The sequence below is a fragment of the Actinomycetota bacterium genome, from assembly GCA_035697485.1.
Classification (GTDB): Bacteria; Actinomycetota; UBA4738; order UBA4738; family HRBIN12; genus JAOUEA01.
In genome coordinates, this window is the sequence record DASSCU010000015.1 from 88,689 (window position 1) to 107,422 (window position 18,734).

21 protein-coding genes are annotated in these 18,734 nt (G+C 70.3%); 6 read left to right on the forward strand and 15 right to left on the reverse strand.

The genetic code is table 11. The features are described 5' to 3' along the window. A complete protein-coding gene (locus tag VFI59_03515; protein ID HET6712757.1) occupies positions 1-756 on the forward strand; it encodes a DUF4234 domain-containing protein in 756 nt (251 codons plus the stop codon). Positions 757-805: 49 nt separating this feature from the next. After that, positions 806-1,222 (forward strand): hotdog domain-containing protein, encoded by a 417-nt coding sequence (locus VFI59_03520; protein HET6712758.1) that lies wholly within the window; start codon positions 806-808, stop codon positions 1,220-1,222. A 25-nt stretch (positions 1,223-1,247) separates the two neighbouring features. Here VFI59_03520 and VFI59_03525 read toward each other — a convergent pair whose 3' ends face one another. The 15 genes from VFI59_03525 to VFI59_03595 all read right to left on the reverse strand — a co-directional run bounded on the left by VFI59_03525 (position 1,248) and on the right by VFI59_03595 (position 15,856). Further along, entirely contained in the window at positions 1,248-1,652 is a 405-nt protein-coding gene (locus VFI59_03525) for a response regulator (protein HET6712759.1), read from the reverse strand. 165 nt (positions 1,653-1,817) lie between these two features. After that, positions 1,818-2,819 (reverse strand): phosphoribosylformylglycinamidine cyclo-ligase, encoded by a 1,002-nt coding sequence (gene purM / locus VFI59_03530; protein ID HET6712760.1) that lies wholly within the window; start codon positions 2,817-2,819, stop codon positions 1,818-1,820. A 19-nt stretch (positions 2,820-2,838) separates the two neighbouring features. Then, complete coding sequence (gene purF, locus VFI59_03535) at positions 2,839-4,257, reverse strand: amidophosphoribosyltransferase (GenBank protein ID HET6712761.1); 1,419 nt, start codon at positions 4,255-4,257, stop codon at positions 2,839-2,841. Between the two features lie 172 nt (positions 4,258-4,429). Continuing rightward, on the reverse strand, positions 4,430-5,038 hold the full coding sequence (locus VFI59_03540) for a methylated-DNA--[protein]-cysteine S-methyltransferase (protein HET6712762.1): 609 nt from the start codon (positions 5,036-5,038) through the stop codon (positions 4,430-4,432). Continuing rightward, entirely contained in the window at positions 5,035-5,517 is a 483-nt protein-coding gene (locus tag VFI59_03545; GenBank protein HET6712763.1) for a sigma-70 family RNA polymerase sigma factor, read from the reverse strand. Before VFI59_03545 ends, VFI59_03540 begins: the two co-directional genes overlap by 4 nt. 229 nt (positions 5,518-5,746) lie before the next feature. Then, positions 5,747-6,502, reverse strand: a complete 756-nt coding sequence (locus tag VFI59_03550; protein ID HET6712764.1) for an HAD family hydrolase — start codon at positions 6,500-6,502, stop codon at positions 5,747-5,749. Between the two features lie 2 nt (positions 6,503-6,504). After that, positions 6,505-8,715 carry a phosphoribosylformylglycinamidine synthase subunit PurL gene (purL, locus tag VFI59_03555; GenBank protein HET6712765.1) on the reverse strand — a complete coding sequence of 737 codons (2,211 nt, stop codon included), beginning with the start codon at positions 8,713-8,715 and terminating at the stop codon, positions 6,505-6,507. Continuing rightward, positions 8,712-9,428 carry a phosphoribosylformylglycinamidine synthase subunit PurQ gene (gene purQ, locus VFI59_03560; GenBank protein ID HET6712766.1) on the reverse strand — a complete coding sequence of 239 codons (717 nt, stop codon included), beginning with the start codon at positions 9,426-9,428 and terminating at the stop codon, positions 8,712-8,714. The genes purL and purQ overlap by 4 nt, the downstream gene beginning before the upstream one ends. Beyond that, a complete protein-coding gene (purS, locus tag VFI59_03565; protein ID HET6712767.1) occupies positions 9,425-9,700 on the reverse strand; it encodes a phosphoribosylformylglycinamidine synthase subunit PurS in 276 nt (91 codons plus the stop codon). The genes purQ and purS overlap by 4 nt, the downstream gene beginning before the upstream one ends. Continuing rightward, a complete protein-coding gene (locus VFI59_03570; GenBank protein HET6712768.1) occupies positions 9,697-10,644 on the reverse strand; it encodes a phosphoribosylaminoimidazolesuccinocarboxamide synthase in 948 nt (315 codons plus the stop codon). Before VFI59_03570 ends, purS begins: the two co-directional genes overlap by 4 nt. Beyond that, positions 10,641-11,954 carry an adenylosuccinate lyase gene (purB, locus tag VFI59_03575; GenBank protein ID HET6712769.1) on the reverse strand — a complete coding sequence of 438 codons (1,314 nt, stop codon included), beginning with the start codon at positions 11,952-11,954 and terminating at the stop codon, positions 10,641-10,643. The genes VFI59_03570 and purB overlap by 4 nt, the downstream gene beginning before the upstream one ends. Beyond that, complete coding sequence (locus VFI59_03580) at positions 11,951-12,427, reverse strand: AIR carboxylase family protein (protein ID HET6712770.1); 477 nt, start codon at positions 12,425-12,427, stop codon at positions 11,951-11,953. The genes purB and VFI59_03580 overlap by 4 nt, the downstream gene beginning before the upstream one ends. Next, positions 12,424-13,713, reverse strand: coding sequence for a phosphoribosylamine--glycine ligase (purD, locus tag VFI59_03585; protein HET6712771.1), 1,290 nt, complete (start codon positions 13,711-13,713; stop codon positions 12,424-12,426). Before purD ends, VFI59_03580 begins: the two co-directional genes overlap by 4 nt. Positions 13,714-13,757: 44 nt before the next feature. Continuing rightward, a complete protein-coding gene (locus VFI59_03590) occupies positions 13,758-14,585 on the reverse strand; it encodes a hypothetical protein (protein HET6712772.1) in 828 nt (275 codons plus the stop codon). Then, complete coding sequence (locus tag VFI59_03595) at positions 14,582-15,856, reverse strand: adenylosuccinate synthase (protein HET6712773.1); 1,275 nt, start codon at positions 15,854-15,856, stop codon at positions 14,582-14,584. Before VFI59_03595 ends, VFI59_03590 begins: the two co-directional genes overlap by 4 nt. Positions 15,857-15,899: 43 nt before the next feature. Here VFI59_03595 and VFI59_03600 point away from each other — a divergent pair, with 43 nt between their 5' ends. From VFI59_03600 to VFI59_03615, 4 genes are all read left to right on the forward strand, one after another. Further along, positions 15,900-16,070 carry a hypothetical protein gene (locus VFI59_03600; protein ID HET6712774.1) on the forward strand — a complete coding sequence of 57 codons (171 nt, stop codon included), beginning with the start codon at positions 15,900-15,902 and terminating at the stop codon, positions 16,068-16,070. Positions 16,071-16,133: 63 nt separating this feature from the next. Further along, a complete protein-coding gene (locus VFI59_03605; protein ID HET6712775.1) occupies positions 16,134-16,319 on the forward strand; it encodes a hypothetical protein in 186 nt (61 codons plus the stop codon). Positions 16,320-16,736: 417 nt separating this feature from the next. Next, on the forward strand, positions 16,737-17,804 hold the full coding sequence (locus VFI59_03610; GenBank protein HET6712776.1) for an ABC transporter substrate-binding protein: 1,068 nt from the start codon (positions 16,737-16,739) through the stop codon (positions 17,802-17,804). 95 nt (positions 17,805-17,899) lie between these two features. Continuing rightward, a complete protein-coding gene (locus tag VFI59_03615) occupies positions 17,900-18,730 on the forward strand; it encodes an ABC transporter permease (GenBank protein ID HET6712777.1) in 831 nt (276 codons plus the stop codon). The last annotated feature ends 4 nt before the right edge of the window (positions 18,731-18,734 follow it).

An 18,734-nucleotide genomic window follows, 5' to 3' on the forward strand; every position in this document is an offset into this window, starting at 1 on the left:
ATGGCCCACGTCGTGTCGATCGGCGGGCGTGACTACCGCGTCCGTAAGCCGCTCGGCGTCTTCGCGTTGAGCGTCGTGACCCTCGGCATGTACTGGCTGTACTGGTACTACAGCGTGAACGACGACATCCGTATGTACCTGCGCAACTACTCGATTCGTCCGCTCGTCTCGACGCTTGCGATCGTCGGGTTGTTCCTCGCCGGGCCGCTCGTCGTCGTCGCGATCCTCGCCGAGCTGTGGTGGCTGCTGGCCGTCGCCGCCGTGCTCGTGATCATGGCGCTCGTGGGCTTCTTCCACACGGGGCGTCGAGTGATCACCGCCCAGGAGCAGGCGGGGGCCGATCCGTCGTCGGCCGGGCTCGCCTTGCTGCTCTTCGTGTTCACCGGTTTCCTCGGCGGCTCGTACCTGCAGGCGGGCCTGAACCGGGCGTGGACCGAGGCCGCAGGTGAAGAGCGGGAGCGGCTCGCGGCCGCGGCGCCTCCGCAACGCGAGTCCGTGAAGCCGTTCCCACGGCCGGGGCCGAAGGCCGGCACCAACCTCGTCACCCCCGCGGACGTGGGTTCTCGCGTCACGTTCCAGTTCGAACTGCCCAACGGGTACACGACCGAAGCCGCGGGGGTCTTGGAGCGGTGGGACCCCGCCGCGGAGACCTACTTCGTGCGGAAGAAGGACGGCACGGAGGTGCGGGTGCCGGCCCGTGGCGTGCGCCACGGGAAGGTGATCCCCGGCCGCCCGACGGCGCCCACGCCGGGCTGAGCTGTGCCGTCCGAGCGCGACCGAGCGATCGACCAGGAGGCGACGACCGATGCCCGACGAACTGCCCAGCTCCCTGATCCGCCTGCGCCTCGGACAGGAGGACGCCCACTACGGCGGCAACCTCGTCGCGGGCGCCACCCAGCTCAAGATCGTGGGCGACCTGATCACCGAGCTGGCGATGCGCTACGACGGTGACGAGGGCCTCTTCAGGGCGTACGAGTCCGTCGAGTTCCTCGCACCCCTCTACGCGGGTGACTGGATCGAGGCCCGAGGGAAGATCGTGAGCGTCGGGAACACCTCACGGCGATGCGAGTTCGAGATCCGCAAGATCGCGGCCGCTCGCACCGACATCGGCGACAGCGCGGCGGAGTTCCTCGACGAGCCCGTCCTCACGCTCACGGCGGTCGGCACCACGGTCGTGCCGGAGGAGCACCAACGCTTCGGCCACGGGTCCATCCTGGGATAGTCCCAGACCCCGGGTCGCGCGGAGGCTACGAGGCTTCCTCGAGGCCGTGCAGCACCTGCAGCAGGTCGTCGACGTTGAACGGCTTCGGCACGTAGGCGTCGGCCCCGAGCTCGGCCGCCTTCGCGCGGTCGCGCAGCGACGAGAGCGCGCTGACGATCACCACGCGAGGGCGCTGATCGTCGGGGAGCTTCACCATCTCCTCCAGCACCGCCCAGCCGTCCATCGTCGGCATCATGATGTCGAGGACCATCATGCTCGGGTTGTGCTCGGAGATCTCGGCGAGCGCCTCCACACCGTTGTTCGCCGCGTAGGTCTGGTACCCCTCCGCCTCGAGGCTGAACTGCAACACCCAGACGACCTGCGGCTCGTCGTCGACGACGAGCACGCTCGGCAAGGGCGACACTGGCGCGGGCGCGGATTCGCTGTGCATCGTGTTGGAAGTTACGGTCGCTCGGCCCGGCGGCTTTATCGGCCGCGCGGGCGGTTTCCGCCCGGCCGGACGGCCGGACCTTCCGTCGGACGACGGTTTCGGCGGGTGATATGCGCCTAGTCAACAGGGGCCACAGGTTCGGCGTACGTCGCCGAGATCCGCAGGTCAGGTGATACGAACGCCGGCTCCGCGTGCGACCCGGCCGATGCGGAAGGCGGTCTCCCCGGCACGGTCGAGCACCTGCTCGGCGTCGTCGGCGTCGACCACGAGCACCATGCCGAGGCCCATGTTGAACGTGGCGAACATCTCGTCGTCGCCCGCGCCGGCGGCCGCCCGCACGAGGGAGAACACCGGCTGCTCGGGCCACGTGCCCCGCTGGATCTCAGCGCCGAGTCCTTCGGGCATCGCCCTCGGCACGTTCTCCTGGAAACCGCCACCGGTGATGTGGGCGGCGGCGTGCACGAGATCGTCCCGAGCGAGCGACAGCACCCGGTTCACGTAGATCGCGCACGGCTCGAGCAACTCATCGGCGACCGTGCGACCGCGCAGCTCCGGAGGCGTGTCGTCCAGACCGTGGCGCGCGAGCAGGGCATGACGGACCAGGGAGTAGCCGTTGGCATGGAGCCCGCTCGAGGCGAGGCCAACCAGCACGTCGCCCTCCCGCACCCGCGATGGGCCGAGCAACGACGCCTCGTCGACCGCGCCCACGCAGAACCCGGCGAGGTCGAACCGATCGTCGGACATCGTGCCGGGGTGCTCGGCGGTCTCGCCGCCCAGGAGCGCGCACCCCGCCTGCCGACACCCCTCGGCAACCCCCTCCACGATCGCCGCCACACGCTCGGGCACGACCGCACCGACGGCCAGGTAGTCCAGGAAGAACAGCGGCTCGGCGCCCGTGCACACAACGTCGTCGGCGCACATCGCCACGAGATCGACGCCGACGGTGTCGAGACGTCCGGTCGCGCGGGCGATCTCGAGCTTGGTGCCGACGCCGTCGGTGGCCGCGGCGAGCAGCTTCCCGTCGCCGATGCGGAACAGCCCTGCGAACCCCCCGACCTCATCGGCGACCTCCGGTCGCCGGGTCCGCGACGCGAGATCGCCGATCAGGGTGACGGCCTTCGCCGCGGCCTCGATGTCGACGCCGGCGCGTCGGTACGCGTCGGTCACGGCGCCTCCTCGAGGCCGCTCACCCGGTCGGCAGCCGGAGCTGGTCTTCGAGCACGAACTTGCCCGCCTGCTCGGGTACCTCGATCGGGTACTCGCCGTCGAAGCACGCCCGGCAGAACGAGGCCTTGGGAGCTCCGGCCGCCGCGACCATGCCCTCGAGCGAGAGGTAGCCGAGCGAGTCCGCGGCGACGTAGGCGCGGATCTCGTCGACCGTGAGATCGGCGCCGATCAGCTCCTGGCGGGTCGGCATGTCGATGCCGTAGAAGCACGGCCACTGCACCGGCGGGCACGTGATGCGGATGTGCACCTCGGTCGCCCCGGCCTCGCGGAGGGCGAGCACGATCTGCTTCGTCGTGGTGCCGCGCACGATGGAGTCGTCCACCACGATCAACCGCTTCCCGCGTATCGAGTCCGGCAGCGGGTTCAGCTTGAGCTTCACCCCCCGGTCGCGCAGACCCTGCGAGGGCTGGATGAACGTTCGGCCCACGTACTGGTTCTTGTAGAGCCCGTCGCCGTAGGGGATGCCGCTCACCTCGCTATAGCCCTGCGCGGCGGAGTGCCCGGTGGTCGGCACCGCGATCACCATGTCGGCGTCGGCGGGATGCTCGCTCGCGAGGATGCGCCCCATCTCGCGACGCGACTCGTGCACGGTCGTGCCGCCCAGGCGGGAGTCGGGTCGCGCCAGGTACACGGACTCGAAGATGCAGAGGGCCCGGCGCGGCGATTCCGCGAACCGCACGGAGTGCAGACCCCGATCGTCGATGCGCACCAGCTCTCCGGGCTCGACGTCGCGGACGAAGGCCGCGCCGACGATGTCGAGCGCGCACGTCTCGCTCGCGACGACGAACCCGTTCGGCAGACGACCGATCGAGAGCGGGCGCACGCCGTAGGGGTCGCGCGCCGCGTAGACGCTGCGCTCGTCCATCATCACGAAGCAGTAGGCGCCCTGCAGGCTCGGCAGCACGCGCATCGCGGCGTCCTCCAGGCCCCCGTGCACAGCCATCTCGTTGGCCATCATGGTCGTGACGATGTCGGAATCGGTCGTGGCCGACGCGCCCGCCTCCGCCACGAGGGCGGCGAGGTCGCGCGTGTTCACGAGGTTCCCGTTGTGACCGAGCGCGAGGGAGTGTGCCCCGTCGGTCTTGAAGACGGGCTGGGCGTTCTCCCAGGTGGTGGAACCGGTCGTCGAGTATCGGGTGTGACCGATCGCGAGGTCGCCGTGCAGGGTGGTGAGGGTCGCCTCGTTGAACACCTGGCTGACGAGCCCGAGGTCCTTGTAGACGAGGATGTTGTGGCCGTCGCTCACCGCGACGCCGGCCGACTCCTGGCCGCGATGCTGCTGGGCGAAGAGCCCGAAGTAGGTCAGGCGCGCGACATCGTCACCCGGCGCCCAGACGCCGAAGAGTCCGCACTCATCCTTCGGTGATTCGGCGCCCACGAGACAGCCAGTGTAGCGAACGAGCCGGGACGGGCCGGGGACGTCGCCCGCGATCGGCGAGGCCGGCGCACCGGTGTGGACCCGCACGTCTGAGTCGCGTCGCGAGGGCACGGTTCAGGGGCCGATGCACGCCCTGGCCCCCGATGATCGGTGAGCGAAACCCTCCTGCGACCTACAGGAGGGAGCCCTCGAGGCGAAGGAGCGTCTGCTTCCTCGGGAGACCGCCCGCGTACCCGGTGAGCGAGCCGCCCGCACCGACGACGCGGTGGCACGGGATCACGATCGGGATCGGGTTGGACCCGAGTGCCCGCCCGACGGCGCGCGCCGCCGTCGGCCGGTGGATACGCGCGGCGATCTGGCCGTAGGTCGCGAGCTCCCCGTACCCGACCCGGCTCGTCGCTCGGAGCACGCTCCAGGCGAAGTCGCCGATCAGCCGCCGGTCGATGGACAGGTCGAAGGACCGCCGCTGCGAATGGAAGTACTGCTCGAGCTCACGCCGCACTTCGTCGGTCGGGGCGGCGACCTCCAGCACCCTCGGCGAGATCTGCCGGACGATCCGCTCCAAGACCTCGTCTCGCGGTTCGTCCTCGAACGCGACCGACACCAGCCCAGTCGGGGTGACGGCGACGAACAGCTCGCCGATCGGCGAATCCATCGTCGCCACCGCGACGTCCACCAGCCCCTCGGCAACCGCGCGCTCGGTGAGCTCGTCCGTCGCCCGGCGGGCGCGTGCCGAAGACGACGCAGCCGACGCGAGCCGCTTCAGATCGTTCGTGTTCATGCGATCAACTCCCTGAGTCGCTTCGTGCCTTGGTAGACGTTGGCGCGGGCGGTCTGCTCGCTGCAGCCCATCAGCTCGGCGATCTCGGCGTAGGGACGATCGAGCACATGACGATGCACGACCGCAACACGCTGACGGGGCGGCAGCGCCCGCACGGCGGACCACAGCGGATCATCCGGATCGTGGGGCGCCGGATCGTGCACCGGCCGCTCCGGAGGCTCGTCGGTCGGCACCGCGCGGCGTCCGGCACCCCGATGGTGGTCGATCGCCTTGCGGCTCGCGATCGCGAGGATCCACCGGTCGAGCTTGTCCGGCTCGCGGACCCGCGGGTAGGCGCGCAACGCCGCGAGGAACGTCTCTTGGAACGCGTCGTCGGCGTCCTGGGGCCCGACCGCCACGGTGAGGAACCGATACACCGTCGCACGATTGGCCTCGAGGAACTGCTGGAACGGCGGCATCACCGCCGAGCCGCCCCTCACCCGCGCTTCCTCGGCCGCCTGCCGGCCCGGTCGCGCCGTCGTCCCGGCCTGGCGACGAGCGCCTCGCGGGCTCGCCTCGCGCGCTCGAGCTCGTGGCGTCGACCGTGTTCGAGCATCCGTCGGACCCATACGTCGTCTGCGATCGGGCGCATCGGCCTCCTCCCTCCTGTGGAACCGTCGAACGAACGACGGCTCAGGGGTGGGGGGTGTGAAAGGGAGCGTGCCGCGTTCATGCCACGCCGAGCAGCGGCGGCAACGAACGATGGTCGTCGATCACGTGATGCGCCTCCGGACCGGTCTCAGGCGCCCGGTCGTGGAACCCGGTGAATCGGACCGCGACCATGCCGAGCCCGAGCGCGCCCGCGACGTCGGTCCTGCGGTTGTCGCCGACATGCGCAGCCAGCGAGGGATCGTCGACGCCAAGACCGCCGAGCGCCGGCTCGAACGCCTCGGCGGCAGGCTTGAACCAGCCCGTCTCGTCGCTGAACGCCCATGCATCGAACCGGCGCAGCAGCCCCAGCTCCTCGAGGCGCGCGCGGAGCGTGGGGGCCGAGGTGAGGCCGACGTCGCAGACGATGCCGAGCCGCAGGCCGGCACCTCGCAAGCGGTCGAGCGCCTCCTCGATGCCCCGCCCGGTCTCGAGGGGCACGCGCTCGCCCACCCGTCGAAACCCGTCGATCAGCCGTTCCCGTAGGCCACCGGTCACGTCGAGACCGAGCCGTTCGGCGATGAAATCGACCGAGTCGGCGGGCGTGTGCTGCCCGGCGTTGGCGACCCAGCGTTCCTCGAAGCGCGCCCAGTTCGCATCGAAGGCATCCTCGACCTCGGCCGCGGGCAGGCGCCTCCCGGCTTCGGCGGCCGTCTGCGCGAAGCGCTCGATCTGCAGCCGGCGCATGCCGTCCCCGCTTCCCACGGTCGCGGCAACGATCGTGTCCCAGAAGTCGAACGTCACGGCCCGAATGACCGGCCGGTGTGCTCGAGGCACCGTCAGACCGCCTCTCCCAACAGCCGTGGGATCGCCGTCTCGTGGATGTCCGTCAGCTCGGCGACCGTCGTCTCGAAGATGCCGCCGAACACGACGCGTGGGCCCCCGGTCTCGCCGAGGCGCGCCGCCGGAACCCCGTGGGTCCGGGCGAGCTCGGCGAACGCCTGCTCGTGTTCCGGCGCGACACCCACCACGACCCGCGACGCGCTCTCGCTGAACAGCGCGACGTGCGCCGGCAGGTCGCTCCCGATCGTGACCGCGAACCCGTGTCCGCCCTCGATCGCCGACTCCGCGAGCGCGATCGCGAGGCCACCGTCGGAGCAGTCGTGCGCGCTCGCCAGCAGGTCGACCGCCGCGGCCTCGACCAGCAGCGCGTGCAGCGCTCGCTCCTTGACGAGGTCGAGAGCCGGAGGCCTGCCGGCGACGAGGCCGAGCACGACGTCCGCGAACTCCGACCCTCCGAGCTCGGGGAACGTCTCCCCCAGCAGGTACACGGACAACCCGGCGGCAGGAAAGCCGGCCGGCACCCGCAGTCGGTGGTCGTCGAGCAGCCCGAGCATGCCGATCACCGGGGTCGGCCAGATCGCGGAGTCCGCCGACTCGTTGTAGAAACTCACGTTGCCGCCGGTCACGGGCGTCTCGAGCGCGATGCAAGCCTCGCGCATGCCACTGATCGATTCCGCGAACTGCCACATCACGACGGGACGCTCGGGGTTCCCGAAGTTGAGGCAGTTCGTGATCGCAAGAGGACGCGCGCCGGTGACCGCGACGTTGCGGGCGGCCTCGGCCACCGCGTGCATCGCACCGAGGTACGGATCGAGGGCCCCGTACCGGCCCTTGCCGTCGGTCGACAGCGCCAGGGCCTTCATCGTGCCGGCCAGGCGGATCACCGCCGCATCGCTGCCGGCACCGGCGATCGTCTGCCCCTGCACGAGCGAGTCGTACTGCTGCCACACCCATCGCTTCGATGCCACGTTCGGCGCGCCGAGCACGGCCCGCAGCGAGTCGAGCAGATCGCCGTCGAAAGGCACGAAGGTCGGGTCGTCGGCGACGCCGGGCGTCTCGGCGGGCGCCTCGCGCGGCCGGTCGTACTCCGGGCCCTCGTCGACGAGGGAGGTCGCCGGGACCTCGGCGACGATCTGGCCCCCGTGCGTCACGGTCAGCCGGCCGCCCTCGACCAGCTCCGCGATCACGGCGATCTGCAGGCCCCAGCGCTCACAGACCGCTCGCACCTCGTCGAGCTTGGACGGGTGCACGATCGCGAGCATCCGCTCCTGCGACTCGCTCGTGAGGATCTCCAACGTCTCCATGCCCTCCTCGCGCAGCGGCACCGCGTCGAGGTCGAGCGCGGCCCCCATGCCCGCGCGAGCCGCGGACTCGCTCACCGCGCACGTGATGCCGGCGCCGCCCAGGTCCTGCAGTCCCTCGAGCAGGCCGAGCGAGATCAGCTCGAGCGACGCCTCGATCAGGAGCTTCTCGGCGAACGGGTCCCCGATCTGCACGCTGGGCCGGGATTCCTCGCTCGTCTCGTCGAGCGTCGCGCTCGCGAGCACGCTCACCCCGCCGATGCCGTCGCGGCCGGTGGTCGCCCCGTAGAGGACCATGAACGACCCGACGTGGGGGGTGAGCGACGTGCCGGTCACGAGCTCGTCCGCCGGCGCCAGGCCGACGCACATCACGTCGACGGTGGGGTTGGCGGAGTGCGGCTCGGCGAACCGGATCTCGCCACCGACGGTCGGCACCCCGATGCAGTTCCCGTACCCGCCGATGCCGGCGACCACGCCCTCCAGGAGCCACCGGTTGCGCGGCTCGGTGAGCGGGCCGAACATCAGCGGATCGAGGAGCGCGACCGGCCGCGCTCCCATCGAGACGATGTCGCGCACGATGCCGCCGACCCCGGTCGCGGCTCCCTGGTAGGGCTCGATCGCGCTCGGGTGCGAATGTGACTCCATCTTGAACACCGCGGCCATGCCGTCGCCGACGTCGACCGCGCCGGCATCCTGTCCCGGCCCGACCAGCACGGCGCTCCCCTCGGTGGGCAGCGTCTTCAGGTGGATCTTCGAGGACTTGTAGCTGCAGTGCTCCGACCACATCGCCCCGTACATCGCGAGCTCGGCCCGGCGAGGCTCGCGGCCGAGCGTCTCGCGGATGCGCTCGAACTCGTCGTCGGCGAGGCCGAGCCGGCGGTGCAGGGGCTCCTCGGTCTCGGTCACGCCCGCGCTCCCGCCAACGCGCTCGCGAGCAGCGCGGCGAACAACGGCTGCCCACCGGTGGGACCGACGTCGGGGTCAACGGCGTGCTCGGGATGTGGCATCAGGCCGACGACGTTGCCCGCCTCGTTGCGCACCCCGGCGATCGAGTCGAGCGACCCGTTCGGGTTCGTGTCCTCGCCGACACCCCCGGATCGATCGGCGTACCGGAACACGACGAGCCCCTCGTCCTCGATGGCGCGCAGCTGCTCGGGCGTGGCCACGAACTGGCCCTCGCCGTGCTTGATCGGGATCTCGATCACCTCGCCGGGCACCAGCTCGCTCGTGACCGGCGTCTGCGACGTCTCCACTCGCAGGAACACGTCGCGGCAGATGAACCGCAGCGATGCGTTGCGGATCAGCGCCCCCGGCAGCATCCGCGCCTCGCACAGGATCTGGAACCCGTTGCAGATGCCGAGCACCGGACCCCCGCGGCCGGCGAACGTCCGCACCTCGTCCAGGATCGGTGCATGGCCCGCGATCGCCCCGCATCGCAGGTAGTCGCCGTAGCTGAACCCTCCCGGCAGGACCACCGCGTCGACGCCCCGGAGGTCGTGCTCGGCGTGCCAGAGCGCGACGCCTTCCCCGCCCATCGTCTCGATCGCGCGTAGGGCGTCGCCGTCGTCCAGCGACCCGGGGAACGTGATCACGCCGACGCGGGGTGTCGCGGCCGTCATCGCGCTCCCGCCCTCCCGTCCGACCCGCTCGACTCGAGGACCCGGAAGTCCTCGATCACCGGGTTCGAGAGCAGCCGCCGCGCGATCTCCTGCACCTGGGTCCTCGCCTCGGGCTCGGTCGGCGCCTCGACGTCGAGCCGAACATGACGCCCCACGTGCACGTCGGAGACGTCGGAGAACCCGAGCGCCGGGAGGGATGCTTCCACGGCCTTGCCCTGGGGGTCGGCGAGGCCCGGCTTCAACGTGACCAACACCTCGAACGTGAACCTCATGCGTGCTCCTCCCGGAGGCGATCCAGGGCCGCGGCGTCGGCCGCCGCAGCGCCGTCGACGCCCGCGGACCGCAGGTACGTCTCGAACGGCCGGGCGGTCACGCGCTCGTATGCCTCGCGGTAGCGGGCCGCCGTGCCGTCGACGACGTCGGCGGGCAAGGAGGGCGGCGGCGGTTCGTGGTCCCATCCGGCGGCGTCGAGCCAGTCGCGCACGTACTGCTTGTCGAAGCTCGGCTGCGCCTGCCCGGGCCGGTACGTGTCGGCGGGCCAGAACCGGCTGGAGTCGGGCGTGCCCACCTCGTCGACGAGCACCAGCTGCCCGCCGGCGAACCCGAACTCGAACTTCGTGTCGGCAACGATCACCCCGCGCTCGATCGCCGTCGCGGCGATGCGCTCGTAGATGCCGATCGTCAGCTCCCGCAGCCGTTCGAAAAGACCGCGCCCGACGATGTCGATCGCCTGATCGGACGTCACCGGGAGGTCGTGGCCCTCCGCGGCCTTCGTGGTCGGCGTGAAGATCGGCTCGGGCAGCCGATCGGACTCGACCAACCCCGCAGGCAGGCCGACGCCGCAGATCGAGCCGGTCTCGCGGTACTGGGCCCATCCGCTTCCACTCAGGTAGCCGCGCGCGACGCACTCGAGCGGGACGACGTCGGCGCGGCGCACGAGGAGCGCTCGTCCCGCCAGGCTCGGCTCGTGGGCGAACGGCGCCGGGAACGACCCAGGGTCGGCGCTCAGGACGTGGTTGCCGACGAGGTCGCCCGTGCGGTCGAACCAGTGCAGCGAGAGCCCCGTGAGCACCCGACCCTTGTTCGGGATCGGCTCGGACAGCACGACGTCGAACGCGCTGATGCGATCGGTAGCGACGAGCAGCAGGGCCTCGTCGCCGGCGTCGTAGACGTCGCGGACCTTGCCGCGCGCGACCAACTGCCCTGCCTCGGTCACGAGGGTTCCTCGACGGGGAGCTTCTCGAGCCGCTCGAACATCGGCCCCAGGTTGCGCAGGAACCGGGCCGGGTCGAACAGCCCGGCGAGCTCGGCGTCGCCGAGCGCCGCGTGCACCTCGGGGTCGGCGGTGACGGCGTCGCGGAAGCCCTCGCCCTCGTCCCACGCCGCCGCGGCCGAGCGCTGCACGATCCGGTACGCGTCGTCGCGCGCGAGCCCAGCGTCGACGAGGGCGAGCAGCACCGACTGGCTGTAGGCGATGCCGCCGTGCGCGTCGAGGTTCTCCCGCATGCGATCGGGGAAGACAGCGAGCCCGTCGACCACACGCGTGAGGTCGTCGAGCATGAAGGCCAGCAGGCCCGTCGCGTCGGGGAAGATCAGGCGCTCGGCGCTCGAGTGCGAGATGTCCCGCTCATGCCACAGGGTGACGTTCTCGAGCGCCGTGAGGGCATGGCCGCGTATCACGCGGGCGAGGCCGCTGACCCGCTCGGATGCGACGGGGTTCCGCTTGTGCGGCATCGCGCTGGAGCCCTTCTGCCCCTCGACGAAGGGCTCCTGGACCTCGCGCACCTCGGTGCGGGCGAGATGGCGGATCTCGGTGGCGATCGCGTCGAGCGTCGACGCGGTGATCGCGAGGGTCGCCATGTACTCCGCGTGTCGGTCGCGCTGGATCACCTGGGTGCTCACCTCGGCCGGCGTCAGGCCGAGCCTGGCGCAGACGAGCTGCTCGACGCGAGGGTCCACGGCGCTGTAGGAACCCACGACCCCGCTGAGCGCGCCGACGCTCACCACCTCGCGCGCCCGGCGGAGCCGCTCGCGGTCTCGGTCGAGCTCGAACGCCCAGACGGCGACCTTGTGCCCGAACGAGGTGGGCTCGGCGTGCACGCCGTGGCTGCGGCCGATGATGGGCGTGTCCCTGTGCACGAGCGCCAGGTGCTTCACCACGGCGAGCAGCCGTTCCAGGCGCGCGAGCAACACGTCGGCGGCCGCGCGCAGCTGCAGGCCGAACGCCGTGTCGAGCACGTCGCTCGACGTGAGCCCGTAGTGGATCCACCGACCCTCCTCCCCGACCGAGCCGGCGACGACGTCGACGAAGGCCGCGATGTCGTGGCGCGTGACCCGCTCGCGCTCGAGCACCGCCTCGACCGTGAACGACGCTCGGTCGCGACACGCAGCCGCGTCGGCGGCCGGCACGACACCCAGCTCCGACCACGCCTCGACGGCCAGCAGCTCGATCTCGAGCCAGTGCCCGAGCCTGGCCTCGTCGGACCAGACCGACGAGATCTCGGGCACGTCGTAGCGTGGGATCAAAGCTTCAGGCCCTCCGCAAGGTCGTCCTTGAAGCGCCAGAGGGCCGCCTGCACCTCTGCGTCGCCGACCCCGACGATCTGAGCAGCCAGCACGGCCGCATTGACGGCCGCGTCGACACCCACCGTCGCCACGGGCACGCCGGTCGGCATCTGGGCGGTGATCGCGAGGGCTTCGTACCCGAGCATCTGCGGCGAGGTCGCGATCGGCACGCCGATCACGGGCAGGATCGTGCGGGCCGCGACGGCCGCGGCGAGGTGACCGGACATGCCGGTGGAGCAGATGATCACCTTCAGGCCGCGTTCGAACGCGGTGCGGGCGTACTCGTCGACGAGATCGGGGTTCCGCGACGACGACATGATCCGGATCTCGTGGGCGACCCCGAACTTCTCGAGGATCAGACCCGCCTGTCGCATCGTGCCCAGCTCGCTCGGTGATGCCGCCAGCACCCCGGCCCGCATGGTCTCGTCGGTCACGGCAGCTCCTCCCCCGCGAGCCGGGCCGCCTGGGCCGCGATGTCTCGCCTGTACGTCTTCCCTTCGAACGTGATCCGATCGGCGGCCCGGTAGGCGACGGCTCGGGCATCGCCGATCGTGCCTCCTGTGCCCGTGATCGCCAGCACCCGGCCCCCGGCGGTCACCACTGTATCGCCGGACCGTGCCGTGCCCGCATGGAAGACGGTCGCCCCGGACGTTCCCGCCGCCGCGTCGAGACCGGTGATCGGCAGGCCCGCCGGGGACGGCCCCGGATATCCGCCGCCGGCCAACACGACCGTGACCGAGGCGTCGTCGTGCAGCGCGATCTTCACGTCGGCGAGGCGGTCGGCCGCGGTGGCCTCCAGCAGGTCGGCGAGATCGCTCACGAGCCTCGGGATCACCACCTCGGTCTCTGGGTCGCCGAACCGGCAGTTGTACTCGAGCACCTTCGGCCCGTCGGCGGTGAGCATCAGGCCCGTGTAGAGCAAGCCCCGATACGTCACACCGCGAGCGCGAAGCGCGGCGACGGTGCGACGGACGATCGACCAGATGCGTTGCTCGGTCGCTGCTTCGACCCACGGCAGCGGCGAGTAGGCCCCCATGCCGCCCGTGTTCGGCCCGGTGTCGCCGTCCCCGACGCGCTTGTGATCCTGGCTGAGCGCCAGCGGCGCCACGGTGTTCGCGTCGACGAGCGCGAAGGCGGAGACCTCTGGCCCTTCGAGCAGCTCCTCGACCATCACCGTCGCGCCGGCGTCGCCGAATGCACGGGCCTCCAGGCAATCGCGGAGCGCCGCGACCGCGGTCGCTCGGGTGGCCGCGACCGTGACCCCCTTGCCGGCGGCCAGCCCGTCAGCCTTGACGACGGCACGACCCCCGAGCCCGTCGACGAACGCGACCGCGGGCTCGAGCGCCGAGAAGGAACCCGATCGGGCGGTCGGGATGCCGCCCTCGACCATCAGGTCCTTGGCGTACGACTTCGAACCCTCGAGCCGGGCGGCGTCGGCCACGGGCCCGAAGACCGCGAACCCGAGGCCGAGCAGGCGATCGACGAGCCCTCCGACCAGCGGACCCTCGGGGCCGACCACCACGAGATCCGGGTGCTCCTGCGAGATCAGGGTGACGAGTCGGTCGAGGTCGCCGACCGGCACATCCGTCATCGTTCGGGCAAGGGCACCGATGCCGGCGTTCCCGGGAGCCGCCACGATCTCGGTGACGCGGGGGCTGCGCGCGAGCCCCCAGCAGAGCGCGTGCTCGCGACCTCCCCCGCCGACGACGAGCACCTTCATCGGGCAGCCCTCTCGGGTGCTCGTCCCGTCGCCATGGCTCGAGTCTACCGAGGGGGCCGCGCGACCCTCGCGCGATCCTCGCTCCCGGGCACCGGCGACGCGAGCACGGCGAGGAGGCCGCCCGCGGTTGCCAGCACCACGACGACGACCTCGGAGCGCTGCGGGGCATCGAGCCAGACCGCCGGCACGACCGGCAGCGCCATGAGCACGCCCGGCACCCGGCCCGTGATCACGCACAGGACCGCGGAGGCGACGGCCAGGATCAGTCCCACCCCAAGGGCCCACGGGAACTCCGTCGCGGCCGGGAGCACCGTGCGCGTGGTCGGATCGTCGCCGCCGCCGAAGGCCGCGACCAACGCTCCCCAGCCCACGATCGCCACGGCGGCACCGACGGCGCACAGCACCGCGAGCCGGTCGAGCACCCACGGCCCCCCGGCCGGCCGTCGGGCCGGGCCCGATCCGAGCGCCTGGGCGGTCGCGGCCCTGATCTCCCCGAAGGCCCGGCGCCAGCGTACGAGCGCGCGTTCGGGATAGCCGAAGGTCGCCACCGACGCGGCCATCTCGGCCACCGGCGCCGCGACGACGAGGGTGAGCGCCATCGTGGCTGGGTCATCGAGCAACGCGCCGATCGCGATCGCCGGGAGTGCGACCACCGCCCCCGCGACACGGCCCGCGGCCAGGAACAGGATGCTGCCGGCGGCGAACGCGGCGGCGGAGAGCACGGCGAGGCCGGACGAGGACCCCGTCATCAGGTTCGTGCCCGTCAGCCAGGTGAAGACGATCGGAGCGGCGAGGGCCAGGCCGGCGAGCGTGAGTGTGAACGCGATCCGCAGCAGCCGGGCTCGCCGGTCCTGCCGCGGATCGTCGCTCACGCCACCGGAAGGCTCTGCTCGCGGGAGGGACCGACGCTCACGAGGCTTGCCGGCACCCCCACGAGCTCCTCCATGCGGCGGACGTATGCCTGCGCCTGCTTCGGGAGCTTCTCGAAGGCGCTGCATTCGTCGATCTCCTCGTGCCAGCCTTCGAGCTCCTCGTAGATCGGGCTGGCGTCGTGGAAGACCGACTGGTGCGGCGGCATGTCGTCGAACGTCTGGCCGTACGCCCGATAGCCGGTGCAGATCTTCACCGTCTCGAGCCCACTCAACACGTCGAGCTTCGTGATCACGATCTCGGTGAGCCCGTTCAGCCGCGCCGCGTACCGTCCGAGGCAGGCGTCGAACCAGCCGCACCGGCGCTGACGTCCGGTCACGGTGCCGAACTCCTTGCCGCGCGTCCCCAGCCGCTCGCCCACCTCGTCGTGGAGCTCCGTCGGGAACGGTCCCGCACCGACCCTCGTGATGTAGGCCTTCATGATGCCCACCACCCGGTCGACCCAATGCGGACCGATGCCCGCGCTCGCGAGAGCGCTGCCGGCGACCGGGTTCGACGAGGTCACGAACGGGTATGTGCCGTGGTCAAGATCGAGCAACACGCCCTGCGCGCCCTCGAACATCACATGCTTGCCGTCGCGCAGGGCCTCGTACAGCAGCGAGCCCGTGTCGACGACGTGGGGTTGGATGCGGTCGGCGAGCCCCATGTACTCGTCGACGATGCGCTCGGGGTCGAGCGGCAACCGGTTGTAGATCTTCGTGAGGATCAGGTTCTTCTCGCGCAGCACGACCTCGAGCTTCTCGCGGAAGATCTTCTCGTCGAACAGGTCCTGGATGCGCAGCCCGATCCGCGCGGCCTTGTCGCCGTAGGCCGGCCCGATGCCGCGCTTCGTCGTGCCGAGCGCGTTCTTGCCCAGGAACCGCTCCGTCACCTTCTCGATCTCGAGGTGGTACGGCATGATCATGTGCGCGTTGCCGCTCACGATGAGCCGGGAGACGTCGACCCCCGTCTCGCGGACCTGATCCATCTCCTTCATCAGATGGCGCGGATCGACGACGACCCCGTCGGCGATCACCGAGGTGATGTGTGGGTAGAGGATGCCCGAGGGGATCAGCTGCAGCTTCAGCAGTCGGCCCTCGGCGATCACGGTGTGGCCCGCGTTGTTCCCGCCCTGGTAGCGGACCACGTAGTCCATGCGATCGGCGAGGTAGTCGACCGCCTTGCCCTTGCCCTCGTCCCCCCACTGGGTGCCGAGCACGATCGAGGCAGGCATGACGGGGTGAGTCTACCGGTGGGAGCGGAGCATCCGGCCAGACATGCGCACGATCACCGAGGCCGAAGTCGCCTACGGCCTGTGCGGCGACACCGTGAACCTGGCGAGCCGCCTCGAGGCCTACGGTGGACCAGGGCGCATCCTGGCTCACAGGCGACGGCGGGAGAATCTCGCCGGACGCTACCCGCTGGCATCAGTCGTGACGACGGTGTGACGCTGATGTGAAATGGGGCTCGGATACGTGGCAACGCTGCCGTGTGGGGGTACAACTCCCCTCATGGATCGCAACGACCTTCTCCGCGCGCTGACGTCCGCGGCCACCCCGCACCAGACGTCGAGCGCGATGTCAGAGGCCCGCTCATGGCTGGCCGACAACCCCGACGACGAGGCCGTCCGTGAGGCCGTGCAGCACCTGGCCCGCATGGAGCGCGAGCGCTGGGGGCTGAGCAGCGCCCACCGCTGACCGAGCAGCGGTGCACACCGCTCAGAGCGTTCGCTGAACGGGACGGTCCTCGCGCCGTCACGGTTGTTCCGCCACGGCGACCCTCCGGTCGTCGACCTTGACCGGCGGATCGGCGGGCTCCGAACCCCGGTCGGCTCCGAACGCGTATGTCGGGGCATGGTCGGGCTGCAGGCGTTGGGGCGAGGATCCCCGACCCATGTTCCGGACCCACCTGCTGAGCACGAACGTCCCTGCCTTGACGTCGATTCGATATTGTGCACTAAATGCTATCTGCATGTGCCCGTCACGGATCGGATCGAGGCGAGGGGGTGATGGATCGACAGGCACCTGCGCTGAGTGAGGGGTCCGCGAAGCTTGGCCTCGCTCACGCCGCGAGGGAAGCGGCGGGGCGGGCGACCACCCGATGAGGGGGACAGGATGCAGAAGAGTGGTTGGCTGAGATCGATCGCGTTGCTCGGCGCGCTCGCTCTCGTCGCGGTTGCGTGTGGCGATGACTCCGGCGGTGGATCGGGAGAGAGCACCGAGCGATCCATCGTGCGGTTCGCGTTCTCGCCCGACCCGGTGATCGACTGGATGAACGACCAGGGGATCATCCCCGAGTACGAGGAGAAGTGGAACGTCCGGCTCGTGACGACCTCCACCTGGGACGAATTCGCGTTCTTCGCCGGGGGGCACGGCGACATCGTCTCGATGGCGACGTACGAGACGCCGCTCCTCGAGGAGGAGACTGGCGTCGACACCGTGACCTTCGGTGCCTACAACAACCTGCGCGTCCCCGTCTTCGTGCGCTCCGACAGCGACTACGAGACGCTCGACGACCTGAAGGGTCAGGTCGTCGCCGTGCCCGGTCCGGTCTCCTCCACGATCGTGTGGGGCATGTTCACCGAGGATTGGTACGGCAGCGACTTCTGCATCGAGCGGCCCGACGGCAGCGACTGCGCGGACTACGACCTGCGCGAAGGCGATCACTTCGCCAACATGGACCTGCTGCTGCGTGGCGACATCGAGGCGTGTGTGTGCATCCCCGAGGCAGGCTTCCCGTACTGGCGTACCGGTGAGATCCGGGCGCTGTACGAGCCGACCAACGCCCCGTGGGAGATCTACGAGGAGCAGTACGCGCCCGGCCACAAGGGCCTGAACGGCAACAACTTCGTCGCGCGCAAGGACTGGTACGACACCCATCCGAACGAGGTCGCCTTCTTCCTCGACCTATGGGAGCGCGGCATCAAGGAGTGGCAGGAGAACAAGGAAGAGATCATCAGGACCTACCCGCAACACTTCGCGGTCGAAGAGGACGCCGACGTCGACTTCGCGGTGGAGTACATGAACGAGCACGACTTCTTCACCGACACCGTCTACCTCGACCAGGAGTGGGTGGACAACGAGACCGCCGTCTACGACCTGATGAAGCAGACCGGCTGGATGAACGAGGACTCGGAGATCCCCGAGTTCGTGGTCACCGAGCCGAGCGAACCCGCAGCATGATCGGATAACGACTCGAACCCCATCATCCCGTATGCCCACGAGCACGGGGCCGCTCGCGGCCCCGTGCTCCTACGGAGGATCGGAGCGAGCCAGACGTGGCGACACAGAGCGTTCGAACCGCACCGCGCAAGCTGCTCCCTCGTGGCTGGCTGGGTGGGGACCACCTCGCTCCGAAGTACCGCCTCTGGCGACTTGCCGGCTACGTCGTCTTCATCGGCATCTGGGCCGTGCTCGCCGCGTACTTCTTCGAGCCCTTCGTGCTGCCGTCACCGACGGAAGTGATCCGGGAGATGTGGGAGATCGTTCGGTCGGGGGACTTCTGGGTGACGGTCTGGGCGACGATCAAGCATCTTGCGATCGGCTTCTCGATCGCGTTCGTGCTCGGGACCACGGTCGGGATCATGATGGGACGCAGCGCGTACTGGGACGGGTTCTTCCGGGACTACGTGATGCTCACGCTCACCACCCCGGGCCTCGTGTTCGCGCTGATCGCGGTGATGATCTTCGGCCTCTCCGCCTGGGGCCCGATCGTCGCGATCGTGCTCACCACGTTGCCCCACGTGACGATCAACGTGGTCGAGGGCGTGCGAGCGATCCCACGGGATCTGAGCGACATGGCCACCGCGTTCGGCGTGTCTCGGAGCACACAGGTCCGCTCCATCATCCTGCCCGCCGTGGCGCCCTTCCTGTTCACCGCGGCCCGATACGGGTTCGCGATCGCCTGGAAGATCACTGCGCTCACGGAGCTGTTCGGCGGCGCAGACGGCATCGGCATCCAGATCCGCGTGCAGTTCCAGTTCTTCAACATCGCCGGGGTACTGGCCTGGGCCTTCTTCCTCGTGGGCTTCTCGCTGATCACGGAGCGGTTGGTGCTGCAGCGCATCGAGGACCACTTCTTCCGCTGGCGTCCGAAGGCGTTCGTGTGAGGGG